This is a genomic window from Sphaerisporangium sp. NBC_01403 (assembly GCF_045040145.1).
Taxonomy (GTDB): domain Bacteria; phylum Actinomycetota; class Actinomycetes; order Streptosporangiales; family Streptosporangiaceae; genus Sphaerisporangium; species Sphaerisporangium viridialbum.
Window position 1 is genome coordinate 830,362 of sequence record NZ_CP109534.1, and the last position, 14,889, is coordinate 845,250.

General features: G+C 69.5%; 15 protein-coding genes. 12 read left to right on the plus strand and 3 right to left on the minus strand.

What is annotated here, in order from left to right:
* Positions 1 to 179 precede the first annotated feature (179 nt).
* Entirely contained in the window at positions 180 to 1,763 is a 1,584-nt protein-coding gene (locus OG589_RS03515) for a 4-hydroxyphenylacetate 3-hydroxylase family protein (RefSeq protein ID WP_405146093.1), read from the minus strand.
* Positions 1,764 to 2,185: 422 nt separating this feature from the next.
* On the opposite strand from OG589_RS03515, the gene OG589_RS03520 reads away from it, so the two are divergent.
* The 3 genes from OG589_RS03520 (at position 2,186) to OG589_RS03530 (ending at position 5,561) form a co-directional block, all read left to right on the plus strand.
* Positions 2,186 to 3,370, plus strand: a complete 1,185-nt coding sequence (locus OG589_RS03520) for an acyl-CoA dehydrogenase family protein (protein WP_405146095.1) — start codon at positions 2,186 to 2,188, stop codon at positions 3,368 to 3,370.
* A 64-nt stretch (positions 3,371 to 3,434) separates the two neighbouring features.
* Positions 3,435 to 3,869, plus strand: a complete 435-nt coding sequence (locus tag OG589_RS03525; RefSeq protein ID WP_405146097.1) for an SgcJ/EcaC family oxidoreductase — start codon at positions 3,435 to 3,437, stop codon at positions 3,867 to 3,869.
* Positions 3,870 to 4,523: 654 nt separating this feature from the next.
* On the plus strand, positions 4,524 to 5,561 hold the full coding sequence (locus tag OG589_RS03530; RefSeq protein WP_405146098.1) for a hypothetical protein: 1,038 nt from the start codon (positions 4,524 to 4,526) through the stop codon (positions 5,559 to 5,561).
* Positions 5,562 to 5,575: 14 nt separating this feature from the next.
* Here OG589_RS03530 and OG589_RS03535 read toward each other — a convergent pair whose 3' ends face one another.
* Positions 5,576 to 6,067, minus strand: coding sequence for a MarR family winged helix-turn-helix transcriptional regulator (locus OG589_RS03535; RefSeq protein ID WP_405146100.1), 492 nt, complete (start codon positions 6,065 to 6,067; stop codon positions 5,576 to 5,578).
* Positions 6,068 to 6,298: 231 nt separating this feature from the next.
* Between OG589_RS03535 and OG589_RS03540 the strand changes: the two genes are divergently transcribed.
* The 9 genes from OG589_RS03540 to OG589_RS03580 all read left to right on the plus strand — a co-directional run bounded on the left by OG589_RS03540 (position 6,299) and on the right by OG589_RS03580 (position 14,008).
* Complete coding sequence (locus OG589_RS03540; protein ID WP_405146102.1) at positions 6,299 to 6,427, plus strand: hypothetical protein; 129 nt, start codon at positions 6,299 to 6,301, stop codon at positions 6,425 to 6,427.
* A 21-nt stretch (positions 6,428 to 6,448) separates the two neighbouring features.
* Entirely contained in the window at positions 6,449 to 6,904 is a 456-nt protein-coding gene (locus OG589_RS03545; protein WP_405146104.1) for a MarR family winged helix-turn-helix transcriptional regulator, read from the plus strand.
* 134 nt (positions 6,905 to 7,038) lie between these two features.
* Entirely contained in the window at positions 7,039 to 8,025 is a 987-nt protein-coding gene (locus tag OG589_RS03550; RefSeq protein ID WP_405146106.1) for a hypothetical protein, read from the plus strand.
* 409 nt (positions 8,026 to 8,434) lie between these two features.
* The gene (locus OG589_RS03555; RefSeq protein ID WP_405146108.1) at positions 8,435 to 9,481 is read left to right on the plus strand and encodes an SDR family NAD(P)-dependent oxidoreductase; all 1,047 of its coding nucleotides are present in this window, start codon (positions 8,435 to 8,437) and stop codon (positions 9,479 to 9,481) included.
* A 197-nt stretch (positions 9,482 to 9,678) separates the two neighbouring features.
* Complete coding sequence (locus OG589_RS03560) at positions 9,679 to 11,220, plus strand: acyl-CoA carboxylase subunit beta (protein WP_405151951.1); 1,542 nt, start codon at positions 9,679 to 9,681, stop codon at positions 11,218 to 11,220.
* A 40-nt stretch (positions 11,221 to 11,260) separates the two neighbouring features.
* Positions 11,261 to 11,980, plus strand: a complete 720-nt coding sequence (locus tag OG589_RS03565; protein WP_405146110.1) for a maleylpyruvate isomerase family mycothiol-dependent enzyme — start codon at positions 11,261 to 11,263, stop codon at positions 11,978 to 11,980.
* Positions 11,981 to 12,173: 193 nt separating this feature from the next.
* Positions 12,174 to 12,743: a hypothetical protein gene (locus OG589_RS03570; protein WP_405146112.1), complete on the plus strand. Its 570-nt coding sequence runs from the start codon at positions 12,174 to 12,176 to the stop codon at positions 12,741 to 12,743.
* A gap of 3 nt (positions 12,744 to 12,746) precedes the next feature.
* Positions 12,747 to 13,232 carry a hypothetical protein gene (locus OG589_RS03575; RefSeq protein ID WP_405146114.1) on the plus strand — a complete coding sequence of 162 codons (486 nt, stop codon included), beginning with the start codon at positions 12,747 to 12,749 and terminating at the stop codon, positions 13,230 to 13,232.
* Positions 13,229 to 14,008: a GDSL-type esterase/lipase family protein gene (locus OG589_RS03580; protein WP_405146116.1), complete on the plus strand. Its 780-nt coding sequence runs from the start codon at positions 13,229 to 13,231 to the stop codon at positions 14,006 to 14,008. Before OG589_RS03575 ends, OG589_RS03580 begins: the two co-directional genes overlap by 4 nt.
* A 63-nt stretch (positions 14,009 to 14,071) precedes the next feature.
* On the opposite strand, the gene OG589_RS03585 is transcribed toward OG589_RS03580, so the two are convergent.
* Positions 14,072 to 14,824, minus strand: coding sequence for an alpha/beta fold hydrolase (locus tag OG589_RS03585; protein ID WP_405146118.1), 753 nt, complete (start codon positions 14,822 to 14,824; stop codon positions 14,072 to 14,074).
* Positions 14,825 to 14,889 lie beyond the last annotated feature (65 nt).

Below are 14,889 nucleotides of genomic sequence, written 5' to 3' on the forward strand. Positions count from 1 at the left end.
GGCGCCCCCTGGCAGGGCGTTCAAGGAACGGCGGAGGTGACCCACCTCCGCCGTTCTCGCGTTCCCGGAGCCTGCCGTGCTTCCCGTACGCGGCCCCCGGTGACGGGGAAAGGGGGAAAGACGACGGGACCACCGATGCGCGGCGCATCGGTGGTCCCGGTCAGTGGTGCCGTCGGGGGTCAGCCGTTGAGCGTGCCGTTCCCGATGCGGCGCAGGTGGTCGAAGGAGGACAGGTCGGGGACGGTCCAGCCGTCCAGGTCGTACTCGGAGAGGCACTGGTCGACGAAGGCCTTGTACCCGTCGACCTGGCCGTTGGTGATCTGCGCTCCGAGCAGCTCCACGCGCGTGTTCTCGTGGTTGCCGGCGTAGTTGCGCTCGTAGAGCTCGTGGCGCCCGCCGAACTCGGTGCCCACGGCGTCCCAGAGGAGCTTCATGACCTTGATCCGCTCGACGGCGTCGCTGCCGTCCGAGCCCCGGATGTACTTGTCCAGGTAGGGGCGGATGTCGGGGTTCTTGAAGTCCTCCGCGCTGGAGTTGATGTAGATCAGCCCGCTGGCGATGTCCTGCTGGATGATCTCCTTGACGCGCGGGTAGCCGATCTGCATGAACCACCGGTAGGCCAGCCCGTACGCGGGGTTGGGCAGCAGCGCGCCGTCCTTCCACTCGACCGGGTTGCGCGCCGCCGCGTCGGAGAACGCCCAGAACAGGTTGCGCCAGGCCAGCACCTCGCCGATGCGGGTCTGCACGCCGCGGAAGTCCTTGGAGCCGGTCATCTCGGTCGCCTTGATGAGCAGGCCGGCGATGAACTCCAGCTTGACCGCCATGCGGGTGCAGCCGTGGAAGGTGAAGCGCTCGAAGAAGCCCGAGCGGCCGGTGAACAGCAGGGCCTTGCCCAGGTGGCCGTAGACGAAGACGTTCTCCCAGGGGATGAGCACCTTGTCCAGCACCAGGATGGTGTCGTTCTCGTCCATCCGCGAGGAGAGCGGGTAGTCGAACGGGCTCCCCATCACCGTGGAGGCGGCGGAGTAGGACGGCCGGCAGATCAGCTTCATGCCCTTGGCGTCCATGGGGATCGTGGCCACCAGCGCGAACCGCTTGTCCTTGATGGGCAGTCCGTAGTGGGCGATGAAGTTGTAGTGGGTCAGCGCCGAGCCGGTCGCCACGACCTTCGCCCCGCTGACGATGAGGCCGGCGTCGGTCTCCTTCTCCACGTGGACGAAGACGTCCGCGACCTCGTCCGGCGGGCGGTTGCGGTCGACCGGCGGGTGCACGATGGCGTGGTTCCAGAACAGGACCTTCTCCTGGGACTCCCGGTACCAGCGCCGGGCGTTGTCGGAGAAGGGCTCGTAGAAGTCGGCGTTCGCGCCCAGCGTGCCGAGGAACGAGGCCTTGTAGTCGGGGCTTCGCCCCATCCAGCCGTAGCTCATGCGCGACCACTCGGCGATGGCCTGCTGGTCTCCCACGAGGTCCTCGACGCTGTGCGGCGTGGTGAAGAACCTGTGGGTGTAGCCGTCGCTGCCGGTGTCGGTCGGCTTGGTGAGGATGTCGCGCTTCGCCGGGTCGTGCAGCGCGTCGTACAGCCGCGCCGTCATGCGGATGGGATTGTGGAACGCCGGATGCGAGGTGACGTCCTTGATCCGCTCGCCGTAGAGGTAGATCTCACGGTCGTCGCGCAGGCTCTCGATGTACTCGTCGCCGGTCAGCGGGCGTGTCTTCCGCCGCGCCTCGGTCGTGACGTCGGCGGGGGCCTGGTCGCCTTCCATCGGACTGCTTCCCTCTTCTAGCACCTCAACTCCTTGATGAATCGGTAGCCGTCGAGCGTCGCCGTCCATGGGACGCGCCCGAAGAAAGTCCGCGATCGCACGCGCGCGCCGGCGGAAAGGGTGTGGGGGAAACGGCGGGAGCCGGATTACCTCCCGCTCGCCGGCGGTGATGGGCGGGCACCCCGCAAGCCAGTTGCGGACCCTAATCGTCACATCCGGAGATCCCGGCGGGCATCTTTCACGTTGCGGTGCCGGTGCCCTCCGCCACGAGACCCGCAATCCAGAAGATGCGTCTGCGGGGCGTGAAATGCGACCTTCGAATGGTGAGCATCGGCGGACGGCCATCCGGCCACGACTGGTTTCCCGCCATCCGGCGGATCTCGCCGGCTCCGCGGATTCTCGTCGGATTCTTTTAGGAGGATATGGTGCTGACGACCGATGTTCCGACGCGGGAACAGCTTGCCCGTCGTGCGTCCGAACTGGTGCCGCTGCTGCGTAAGAACGCGGCCTGGGCGGAGGAGAACCGGCGCGTCCACGAGGAGTCCATCGAGGCCCTCGCCGACGCCGGCGTCTTCAAGCTGAGGGTGCCCATCCGCTATGGCGGCTACGAGGCCGACACCCGCACGCTGGTCGACGTGGCGTCGGAGCTCGGCCGGGCCGACGGGTCGACCTCCTGGGTGGCCTCGGTGTACTGGATCCCGACCTGGATGGCGTGCCTGTTCCCCGACCAGGTCCAGGACGAGGTCTTCTCGACCCCCGACGTGCGGGTGTGCGGGACGCTGAGCCCGACCGCGATGGCCGCTCCGGTCGATGGCGGCATCGTCGTCAACGGCAAGTGGGGCTTCATCAGCGGCGCCCTGCACAGCCAGTGGCAGGTGGTCGTCGCGATCCTGGTCGGAGGCGAGGGCGAGCCCATGCCGATCATGGCGCTGGTCCCGATCTCCGACCTGCAGATCGCCGACGACTGGTACACGGCGGGCCTGAAGGGCACCGGCAGCGTCAGCACCATCGCGCAGGACGTGTTCATCCCGGCCGAGCGCTGGCTTCCCCTGCCCGCGGTGCTGCAGGGCCAGTCCGCCTCCCCGGCCAACGCCGGCCGCCCCATCTACCGGACGCCGCTGCTGCCGGTCGCCTCGGCCTCCTCGGTCGGCACCGTGGTCGGCATGGCCAAGGGCGCCAAGGAGGCGTTCTTCGAGCGGCTCCCCGAGCGCAAGATCAGCTACACCGCCTACGCCAGCCAGAGCGAGGCCCCGCTGACCCACCTGCAGGTGGCGGAGGCGTCGATGAAGATCGACCAGGCGGAGTTCCACGCCCACCGGCTGGCGTCCGTGGTCGACACCAAGGGCGTCGAGGGCGCCTCGTGGACGCTGGAGGAGCGGGCCAGGGCGCGCGCCGACATGGGCGCGGTGTGCCGCCTGGCGAAGGAGGCCGTGGACATCTTCAACACGGCCAGCGGCGGGTCGTCGATCTACAGCCACGTGCCGATCCAGCGCATCGCCCGTGACATCCAGGCGGTCAACCTGCACGCCCTGATGCACCCCGACACCAACGCCGAGCTGTACGGCCGGATCCTGTGCGGTCTCGAGCCCAACACCCTCTACATCTGATCGGCGGGCCGATGCCCGGTCGCGATCTTTCCTCAGCATCGCCTCTCACGGAGAAGGATTGACCATGGCCACATCCAGTTCCTCAGCGACCATCGACGCCGGCGTCACCGAGGCGGACAAGGCCGCCGTGGTCTCCGTCCCCGGGCGCATCGTCGCCGCGTGGGCGCGCCAGGACGCCAAGGCCTTCGCCGACGTCTTCACGCCGGACGGCACCATGATCCTGCCCGGGTTCTACCGCAAGGGCGCGGACGAGATCGAGGCGTTCATGGCCGGCGCCTTCCAGGGCCCCTACAAGGGCACCCAGGTGACCGGGCAGCCCATCGACGTGCGGTTCATCAGCGACGACTCCGCCCTGGTGATCACCGTGGGCGGCATCATCGGCGCCGGCCAGACCGAGCTCTCCGACGAGAGCGCCATCCGGGCGACGTGGGTCGTCGCCCGGCACGAGGGTGAGTGGAAGCTCGCCGCCTACCAGAACAGCCCCCGCGGCGCCGCCTGACACACCGGCCCGGGAGCCTGATCCCGGGCGGCACACAAAGGCCTTCGCGAACACCGTGACATCTCGCGGCCTGGCGATCGCACCGGAATCCCGGATGACCGGGAAACCGGCGCGATCGCCAGGCCGCCGCCATTTCCCGCCCGGCCCGGATTCCCGATTTCCCGGAATTCGCGCGGGCCGTCGTGTATTCCCCCTTTCCGGGGTCTTGTTTCACACAGGGGTTCCCCTTTATCGTTGAATGCGAAGCCGTGGCGCTATCGGATTCCCATACCGGAGGGCGGGGTTGCGACAGCTGGTGGGCGCCGGTTCCACGTGTATTGTGGAAGCACTGTCGAACTTATTGGACAATCGAGCCTAGAAGACATTCCAGCCAGGGTGCGAGACGCCGTCCCCCGGGCGGCCCCGGTTTCTCTTCTTCCGTATTGCTACATCACTCATTTCGTGTTGACGCGTCCTTCACGAGACGTGTTCTACTGGTGTTGTGTCAGCACCTTGCACGATCCGCGACACGAATCGGGGTGCTGGATGCCGGGGAAGCTCGGCTCGCGGCCTGGCCAGTGGCAAGACCCTTCCGGCGGCGGCAGTCGGCCGCGAGCCGAGGGCCCTCACCCGGGGACCCTCGGTAAGTCCGGGATCCGTCGCGAGGAGTGACTGATGGCGCCCACACCTGACATCTCAGCGATTTCGGCGTCGCGGTCGCCGGTCCACATGGAAGAGATCGCCGAATGCCTCGGCGGAGAGGTCTACCTGGCGTACGCGCACCGGCGGGAGTCGGGGGTCGTCACCGTCGCGGCGGGCTTCGCACCGGAGGTCGCGCGCGGCAGGGCGCGGGTCCGGGCCTCTGCCCTTGACGCGCTGCACCTGCTCCCGGACAGCGGCACCGAGCCCTGCGCGGGCGGCGACGGCAGAGAGCTGTGCCTTTCCGACTTCATGCCCGACCCCCCGGCGGACCACCACGCGCGCGTCGCCGGCGTGGGCCTGCTGAGCCAGGAGCAGTACATGCTCCCCGCCGAGGTCGTGTGGATGGGCGAGCGGGACTGCCGGGTCGAGCCCACCGCGGTCGGCGTGATCGAGGACGACGCCCCGGACGGCGTCTCCGGCGCGATCGCCGACCTGCTCGCCCACGACATGGTCACGCGCTGGTGGGCGAGCCCGCGGATGCCGCTCCTGCGGGTGTCCCAGCATCTCGGCCTGCTGATCCCCCCGGGGGCCGCCGACGCGATACCGGCCCTCGGCCTGCGGATGTCGGCGTTCGTGCTCCCCGGGCCCGACTTCCAGATCGCGGTCGTCGGGGTCAGCGGGGAGGGCACCACGATAGCCACGGCCGCCGCCAGGTCGGTGCGGGAGGCGGTCAGCGAGGCGTTCCTGCGCGCGGTCGCGGCGCGGGCGCAGCCCTGGAACACGCTGTCGACCGCCGACTCCCTGCGCCGGCTGACGGTGTGGCATCGCGAGGTCGACTACCTCGCCTACCTGGAGTGGTCCGCCCTGGACGCCGACGCGTCGGTGATCGACCAGCCCGGCGGGTGGGACGGCACCCTCGGCTGGGCCGACATCGCCTGCCGCCGGTTCGGGCACGAGCCGATCCTGGTCGGGCTCGGGGCGTTCGGCGATCCGGTGAAGGTGGTCTGTCCCGGCGCCGCCTGCTACCGCACGGTGCCGCCCGGCACGACGCTTCCCTGCCCGGTGCCCTAGAACCCCAGGGACCCCTACGAGCCGCCGGCGCCTTCGGGCGCCGGCCGGCCGCGCTCGTGCACCAGGCGCCAGAGGAACTTGTTGAACAGCTCGCGCTCGTCGGGGGTGAACGGCGCCAGGAAGGCGTCGAGCGCGTTGAGCATGGCCGGGCCGAGTTTGTGCCTGAGCAGGGCCTGACCCTCGCTGGTCAGGCCTATCGCGTACTTGCGCCGGTCGTCCGGATTGCGCGCGCGCTGCACCAGGCCGAGCCGCTCCAGCCCGTCGACGACGCTGACCATGGTGGTCCTGTCGATGCCGTGAGTGCGGGCGAGCTGCTGCTGTGACTGCGGGCCCATCGAGTCGATGGCCGTGAGCACGATGAAATCCTTCGATCGTAGCCCGAAGGGCTCTACCGCCGACTCCAGGATCTCGTTGAAAAGATCGTTGGCCTTGCCCAGCAGGAGGCTGGTGGAGCTGGACAGGAAGCCCGGCAGGGGTACGTCGGTACTCGGAGAATCACCGCTCACATACGTGCCTTCCGTAGTCACCTGTCCCGTAACGCGCGGCATGTCCCTATCAAGCACGCCTGTATATGGCACGAGTGTCACATGCGGGCATGGGCAGCGCAACAACTGATTGCAAACCATCAGCTTTGCTGATTGACAGGTTTGCTGATGATCTGCGAAGCTACTTATAGCGTAGGGGCGAAGGACGGCGTCGACTGGGGTGCACGGGCGCTCATGGTGGAGGAGGAGCCCATGTCCGCAGGACGAGTCGGCCCTGACACCGGGACGACGTGGGATGAGGTCACCGAGATCTGGGAGGAGGTCCGTGAGATCGTGACGACATGGGCCGACTCGCTGGTGGCTGATGATCGGGAAGTCTGATCCGCCGAGGAGGGTGGGGTTATGGGGGTGAACGGGCACGAGTCCGTGCCGACCGCGCGGCTCTTGGCCGAGTCCACCGGCTGGCTGCTCAACGACGCCGCTCGCGAGGTCACGCTCAGGCTCGAAGAGGCGCTGAAGGGCGACGATCTTCGCTGGCGCGACTACGGAGTGCTGGTCGTGCTGGAGGCGGCCGGGCCGCTGTCACAGCAGGAGATCGGGCGGCGGCTCGCGGTCGACCGGTCGACGATGGTGCACATCATCGATGTGCTGGAGGAGCGCGGGCTGGTCGTGCGCAGCCGCGACCGCACCGACCGGCGCGCCTACTCGATCGAGCTGACCGACCCCGGCCGGGCGCTGCTGGTGGAGGTGCTCCATCCGCTGACGGCGGAGGTCCACAGCCGGGTGATCGGCGTGCTCACCGACGAGGATCGCGCCCACCTCAACCGGATCCTCGCCCAGCTGGCCGGCGGTGCCTGACCCGGCCAGCAATGTGAGAGTTTACGAACCATCTAATCTCTGATAGTTTCTAATCATACATATCCATGGAGCCGGGCAAGGGTCGAGGACCCCGAGGTCCCCCCTGGGTGAGGTACATGGCCAGGAGGCGAGCCATGGACATTTCCGTCATCGGTGTTCCCACTGAAGCAGTAGAGATCTACCGGTACTTCCTTCGACACCGTGGCGACGGCATCGGCTCGATCCGCCAGGCGCTCGACATGGACCCCGACACGATCGAGGGTGCCATCGAGACGCTGGGAAGACTGTCCCTGCTCGACCTCACCGACCGCCACCGGGTGGTGGCGACCGAGCCGAGAATCGGCATCGAACGCCTCATAGAGCAGCGCCTGAGCGAGCTCAACACGGAGATACGCCGCGTTCTGACGACACGCGACGCCATCGCGTCGTTCGTAGAGGATCAGCGGCATGGCGAGAACGCGACGTCGGCGCTCGACATCGAACGGGTGGAAGGCCTCGACCGCGTCCGCCAGCGGCTCGACGACCTTGGATTCTTCTCGTACAAGGAAACCCTGTGCCTGCATCCGGGGGGACCCCTTTCACTCGGCGCCATCGAAACGGCGCTGCCTTTGGATACTCGCTCGTTGCGCCGCGGGCTCGCCGTCAAGGCGGTTTACCATCCCAAAGCGCTTGACGATCAGAACATGTCGGCATATCTGCGTGAGGTCGTCAGCCTCGGCGGCCAGATTCACATCACGGAAGACCCGATGGACCGGATGTTGATTTTCGACCGCAGTGTGGCGGTCGTTCCCATCCATCCGAAGGAAAGCTCCCGGGGCGCGTTGCTCGTGAAGGAACCCGGCCTGGTCTCACAGCTGGTCACCTATTTCGACGGCGTGTGGGACGCCGCCACCGATTTCCGCGAGTTCACCGAGCCCAGTACGGACGCGCCGCTTCTGTCCGAGCTGGAGAGAAAGGTGCTCGAGGTGATGGCGAGGGCGGACAAGGACGAGATCGCCGCGCGCGAGATCGACGTCTCCGTCCGCACCTACCGCCGCTACGTCGCCGACCTCATGGCCAGGCTCGGCGCGGTCAACCGCTTCCAGGCCGCTCTGCGGGCCAAGGAGGAGAACTGGATCTGACGGCCCGCGTACGGCCCGCCGGCGTCGCCTCGCGGCCCCGGTGGCCCGTGACGGCCGCCGGCCGCCCGTATCCGGATGCCGCCGGCCGGTGAACCCGGCGCCTGATTCCCGTGCACCGTCGTTTCGATCGGCTGGCCGGTGAATTCCGGGTTTTTCATTTCTGACCTCTTCTCGCGGGCCGCCATATTCGTTCTCGCACCACAAACTCTCCGTTATCCGCGGCGCCCTGGCCAGACAATTCGGCGTCAGCAAGTTGCACGCCCTTAACAGCATCCTGCCAACGTCTTCGCCCCCCCTGAGATCGATAATCGTGATCGACGTGCCTCCTTACAGCGGGTCAAAGCACACTCGGAGATGACAGGCGGGAGGGGCAGGCATTTGACTGGTGTGGATCAGAGGAGATGGTCTGATGCTGGTGAGCGTTACCGGCGGTACTGGATTCGTCGGGGCCCATTCGGTCGCGGCGATCGCACAGATGGGCCACCGGGTTCGCATGCTCGTCCGCGACCCCTCGAAGGTCGGCCGCGCCCTCGCGCCGTTCGGCCTCGGCCGCGACGACGTGGAGACGGTTCCCGGCGACGTCACCGACGAGGCGAGCGTGGCCCGCGCGATGCGCGGCGCCGACGCCGTGTTGCACGCGGCGTCGGTGTACTCCTTCGACAGCAGGCTCCGCGCGCGGATGCGCGAGGTGAACGCCCGGGGCACCGAGCTCGTGCTCGGCGCCGCCCGGCGGGCGGGGGCGGGCACGATCGTCCACGTGTCCAGCATCGTCGCGATGTTCCCGGCGCCGGGCGGGGTGATCGACGCGGGCTCGCCGGTCGGCCGGCCCCGCGAGACGTACATGGCGAGCAAGGCCGAGGCCGAGGTGATCGCGCGCCGGCACCAGGAGGAGGGGGCGCCGGTGGTCATCACGTATCCGCCCGCCCTGCTCGGCCCGCACGACCCGAACCTGGGCGACCAGAACGCGCGCGTGCGGGGCGTGCTGCGCGGGCTCACCCCGATCTGGCCGCTTGGCGGCTTCCCCGTCGGCGACGTGCGGGACACCGCCGCGCTGCACGCCAAGGTGCTCGCCTCGCCGTCCGGCGGGCCGGGCCGGCACTTCGGGCCCGGCCGCTACCTCTCGACGCGGGAGTACGTGAACGCGCTGCGCGAGGTCACCGGGCGCGCGCTCCCGACGCTGTTCCTGCCGGCCCGGGGGATGATCCCGATCGGGCTGCTCACCGATCTGGTCCAGCGGGTGTGGCCGTGGCACATCCCCGCCGAGTACGGGGCCATCTACACGTGCGCCTGCGCCACGCGGGTGGCCGAGAACGCCGGCACGTTCGGCATCGCGCCCCGGCCCGTCGCCGAGACCGTCGGCGACACGGTGCGCTGGCTGTACGAAAGCGGCCACCTGTCCGCGCGCCAGGCGGGGTCGTCGATACGGCCGAGCCTGACGTCCGTAGGAGCGCAATGAGGGGAGATGCCGCCATGAGCGAGCGGATCGCGACCAGCCCGACCCTGGACTACCCCGCGACGGGGGCGACGGGGAGCACCGTGGAGCTCGACTTCGTGCCGGTCTCCGTGCCGAGGCGGACCAAGGACGGCGCCCGCGCCCGTCCGGACGAGCACGCCAACGGGGACCGCCGCGAGGAGGCGCCGCCGCCCCGGTCGATGGCATCGCTCCGCGAGCGGCACGGGGTCCTGCGCGACGGCATCGTCTCGGGCCGTCCGCAGGGGGTGGAACGGCAGCACGCCCTCGGCAAGCGCACGGCGCGTGAGCGGATCGACATGCTGCTGGACGAGGGCTCGTTCATCGAGCTCGACATGTACCGCCGCCACCAGGCCCACGGCCTGCGCATGGAGGACAACCGGCCGCACACCGACGGCGTGGTCACCGGGTCCGGCACGATCGACGGCCGCCGGGTCTTCGTCTACGCCCAGGACTTCACCATCTTCGGCGGGTCGCTCGGCGCGGGGCACGCGTCCAAGATCCACAAGGTGATGGACCTGGCGATCTCCACTGGCGCCCCGCTCATCGGGCTGATCGACAGCGGCGGCGCGCGGATCCAGGAGGGCGTGGTCGCGCTCAGCGGGTACGGCGGGATCTTCCAGCGCAGCGTGCAGGCGTCGGGCGTGATACCGCAGATCAGCGTCGTGCTCGGGCCGTGCGCCGGGGGAGCGGCGTACACCGTGGCGCTGGCCGACTTCGCGTTCATGGTCCGCGACACCGCGCAGCTGTACCTCACCGGGCCCGACGTCGTCGAGGCGGTGAGCGGGCAGCGGATCACCCACGCGGAGCTCGGCGGCGCGGACGTCCACGGCAAGCGCTCCGGCGTGGCCACGTTCGTGCACGACGACGAGGAGAGCTGCCTGCAGGACGTGCGCTACCTCGTCTCGATGCTGCCCGGCAACAACCTGGAGTTCCCGCCCAGCACGCCGTCCTGCGACGCCACCACGGACGTGCGGCCGAGGCTGGCCGAGATAGTCCCGGTCGAGCCGAACAAGCCGTACGACATGCGAGCGGTCGTCGCCGAGGTGGTGGACGACGGCGAGTTCCTGGAGATGCACGAGGACTGGGCGCAGAACGTGATCTGCGTGCTGGCCCGCATCGACGGCGAGGTGGTCGGGGTGGTCGGCAACCAGCCGATGGTGCTCGCCGGCGTCCTCGACGTCAACGCCTCCCAGAAGGCCGCGCGGTTCGTACGCTTCTGCGATGCCTTCAGCATCCCGCTGGTGACGCTGATCGACGTGCCGGGCTTCCTCCCGGGCGCAGACCAGGAGCACGCGGGGATCATCAGACACGGCGCCAAGCTGCTGTACGCCTACTGCGAGGCCACGGTGCCGCGCATCCACGTCATCGTGCGCAAGGCCTACGGCGGCGCGTACATCGTGATGGACTCGCGCACCATCGGCACGGACCTCTCGCTGGCCTGGCCGACGAACGAGATCGCCGTGATGGGCGCCGAGGGCGCCGTGAACGTCATCTTCCGCAAGGAGCTGGCCGCCGCCTCGGACCCCGCCACGCTGCGCTCCGAGCTGGTGACCGAGTACGCGGAACAACTCATGCACCCCCACTACGCCGCCGAACGGGGGCTGGTCGACGATGTCATCGATCCGGTGCAGACCCGCTCGGCGGTCGCGCGCGGGCTGGCGATGCTGCGCAACAAGCGCAAGCCGTCGCCGCAGCGCAAGCACGGCAACGTGCCTTTGTGACCCGTACCCACATGTCCGGCGAGACAGGGGAGAGTGGCGCATGACGACCGGCCCGTACGAGGACGTGACCTCCGCTCCCGGCTGGGAGCGGATCCCCCAGGACGTGGCCTACCGGCACGTCAGGGAGAATCTCTCGCGGCTGCTCGCCGGCCGCCCGGACGCGGGCGCCCTGCCGGTCGCCGCGTGCCCGGAGTGGACGGTGCGCGACGTCATCGCGCACCTGGTCGAGATCTGCGCGCGGGTGACGAGCCGGTCGGGAGGCCGGCCGGTGGAGCCCCCGCCCGCCGCGGACGCCGGCCTCGCCGGCCTGCTCGACGTGTGGGCCGTCGCGGGCGAGCAGGTGGAGCGGCTCGTCGCCGCCGGCACCGTCCGGCGCGCCCCGATTCTGGTGATGGACGCGTTCACCCACGAACTGGACATCCGCCACGCGCTCGGCGTGCCACCGCCCGCCGTGCATCCGGCCTACCCCGGCTCGCTCGACGTCGTCGTCGCCGGCTTCTCCGCCGAGGTGGACAGGCGCGGCCTTCCCCCGCTGCGCATCGAGAGCGGTGACGCGCGGTGGGTGGCCGGCGGGGCGGGGCGGCCGGTTGCGACGCTGAGCGCCCCCCGGCACGACCTGGTGCGCTCGCTCGCCGGGCGGCGCACGCGCGCGCAGATCGCGGAGCTCTCCTGGAGCGAGGACCCCGGGCCGTGGCTGCCCGCCTTCGCCTGGGGCCCGTTCGACCCGCCCGAACTGCCGGCCGAGCACGCGACGCGCTGAGCGGTCGCCGTCCGATGCCGGTAGGTGAGCAAGCCAGGAGAAGACCGTGCCTGGAGGGGCCCGGAACAATTGGACGCAGGTTCCCGGCGCCGTCGTGACCGCGTTCGCGAGGACGCGGCGCCAGGGAGCATTCCCCGTGCGATGACCCGCGCGCCGGGCTCGCGGTCAAGATTCCTGGGATCGAGGTTTGCGCATGGCGACCGAGGCAGTAACGGCCAGTCCAGTCAAGGTGTCCGCCCTCAACAGCCGCTATCACAAGGCCGGTCTGGGGGTGTTCGCGGTGATAGTCCTGGCGCACTGGGCCGAGCACATCGCCCAGGCGATCCAGATCTGGGTCCTCGGCTGGCCGATCCCCGAGGCGCGCGGTGTGCTCGGCGTGCCGTTCCCGTGGCTGGTCAAGTCCGAATGGATGCACTATGGCTACGCGCTGCTGATGCTGATCGGCTTGATCATTTTCAGGAAGGGCTTCACCGGCGGCTCGCGCACGTGGTGGAACACGGCTCTGGTCATCCAGATCTGGCACCACTTCGAGCACCTGCTCCTGCTGAGCCAGGCGCTCAGCGGGTCCAACCTGCTGGGCCGTCCCGTGCCGACCAGCATCATCCAGCTCCTGGTGCCCCGGGTTGAGCTGCACCTGTTCTACAACACGATCGTCTTCATCCCCATGGTGATCGCGATGGTCCGCCACCTGCGGCCCCGCGAGTCCGAGCGTGCCGCGATGGTGTGCGGCTGCGCCCGTCCCGCGCACGCGCACGGCTGGTAAGGGATGACGGCGGAACACGCGAGGCACGGGCGCTCTCCGTTCTTCACCGCGGTCCTGACCCTCATCGGCGCCTTCCTGCTGTACCTCGTCGTGCCGAACGCCGGCCCGGTCCTGCGCGCGGCGCGGGGCGACGGGGACCACGGCGTCTTCACCGCCCGGAGCGTCAGCTGCATCCAGCACCCCGGCCACGAGAGCTGCTCGTGGCTCGGGGAGTTCCGGTCGAACGACGGCAGGATCGACCGCGCCGAGGTCGCGCTGTACGGCAGTGACCGGGACTCGCTCCGCCCCGGGATGGGGACCGAGGCCATCGACGTCGGCCGCCCCAACCTGGTGTACGGTCCCGGTGGCTCGAGCGAGTGGGTCTTCATGGCGCTGGTGCTCCTCGCCGGTCTCGGCGTCCTGGTGTTCGCGTACGCGGGCCCGGTGCGCCGTCTGCTCGGTGCTTCCGCGCCGGAGGAGACGGCGGTGCGAAGCGTGTCGCACGGGTGAGCGCGCCGCCCGCCGGTGAGCGGCGTGCCGGCGGGGGCGCGACGCCGAACATCATGATCGTCGGCGACTCCATCAGCCAGGGGCGCGAGGGCGACTACACCTGGCGCTACCGCTTCTGGCGGAACCTCACCGCGCTGGGCGTCCCGGCCCGCTTCGTCGGGCCGTGGGCGGGCACCTGGGTGTCCTCCGCGGTCCAGCCCGGCGACCACCCGGCCCACCCTGGCGACCCCGTCCACGCGGGCCGGTACAGGCGGGGGATCGCGTTCTCCGAGAGCAGGCACTACGCGAGCTGGGGACGCCGGCTGCGCGAGGCCAAGGACAACATCGGGGACGCCGTCGCCGCCCACGACGCCGACCACCTCATGGTCGCGCTGGGATTCAACGACCTGGCCTGGGGCGTCTCCGGCCCCGCGGGGCTCCTGGCGGACGCCGAGACCTTCGTCCTGCGAGCCCGTGAGGCCAACCCGGAGGTCCAGATCCTGTTCGCCAACGTCGTGCACCGCACGCCGCTGCGCGACCATCCGAACCTGGCTCGCGACATCACTTCCTACAACCGGGAGCTGTCCTCCCTCGTGGCGGCGATGTCCACGCCCCGTTCGAGGGCCGTCCTGGTCGATCTGGACGGCGTCTACGATCCGTACGGCGACGCCTACGACGGCGTCCATCCGAACAGCGGCGGCGAGATCAAGATCGCGCTCGCCTTCGAGCGGGTCTTCTCCTCGGCCTTCGACTACGGGCGGGCGGGGCTTGTCGCCCCGGTCTCCGCGCTCGCCTGAACGGCCGGGGGCGGGGCTGTCGGATCGGCCCGCTGCGGGGGCCGTCGTGTCGCTTCCGGCCGGCTACGCGTGGCGGGCCGGGGCATACGGGGGGTTCTCCTGCGAGGCGATCGAGGTCAGGAGCGTGACGAGCTGGTCGGGGGCCGAGACCATCGGCCAGTGCCCGGTGTTGATGGTGTGGAAGGTCCAGTTCGGCTCGGCGCGCATGGCGGCGACGTCGTCGGAGACCCGGCCGCCGAAGTGCTCCTTGGAGCAGACGATGTAGCTCGCCCGCTGCTGCGCCAGTGGCCGCGTCAGGACGGCGGGCTCGGACAGGGTGTGCCCCGGGTGCCCGACGAAGCGCTCCACCAGCCACTGGGCCTGCTGGGTTGACAGATCTTGCCCCTCGGCGACGATCGTGACGTCGGGGATCGGCCAGCGCCCGCTGTTCTCCGCGATCAGCGCCAGCTCGCCGGCCCGCAGGCGCTCGGGGAAGGCGTGGAGCATCGACTTGCCGTCGTGCGGCAGGAATCCCTCGACGAAAACGGTGTGCGTCACGCGGTCGGGCGCCCGGTCGGCCACCAGGCCGGCGACGATGCCCGAATAGCTGTGCCCGACGACGATCACGTCGCGCAGGTCGTCCTTCTCCAGGATCGACAGCACATCGTCCACATGGGTGGCCAGGCCGACGGTCGAGACGTCGGCGTCGGGGCTGGACAGTCCTGACAGGGTGATCGGCCGGACCTGGTGGCCGAGGTTACGCAGCCCTCGGGTCACCGGCTCCCAGGCCCAGGCGCCCATCCATGGGCCGGGAATCAGGATGAAATGATTTTTCACGGCAGGTCAGCTTCCTCTCCTTTACAGCTAGACTGCCTCTCAACAATACGGAAATCGGACCTGGC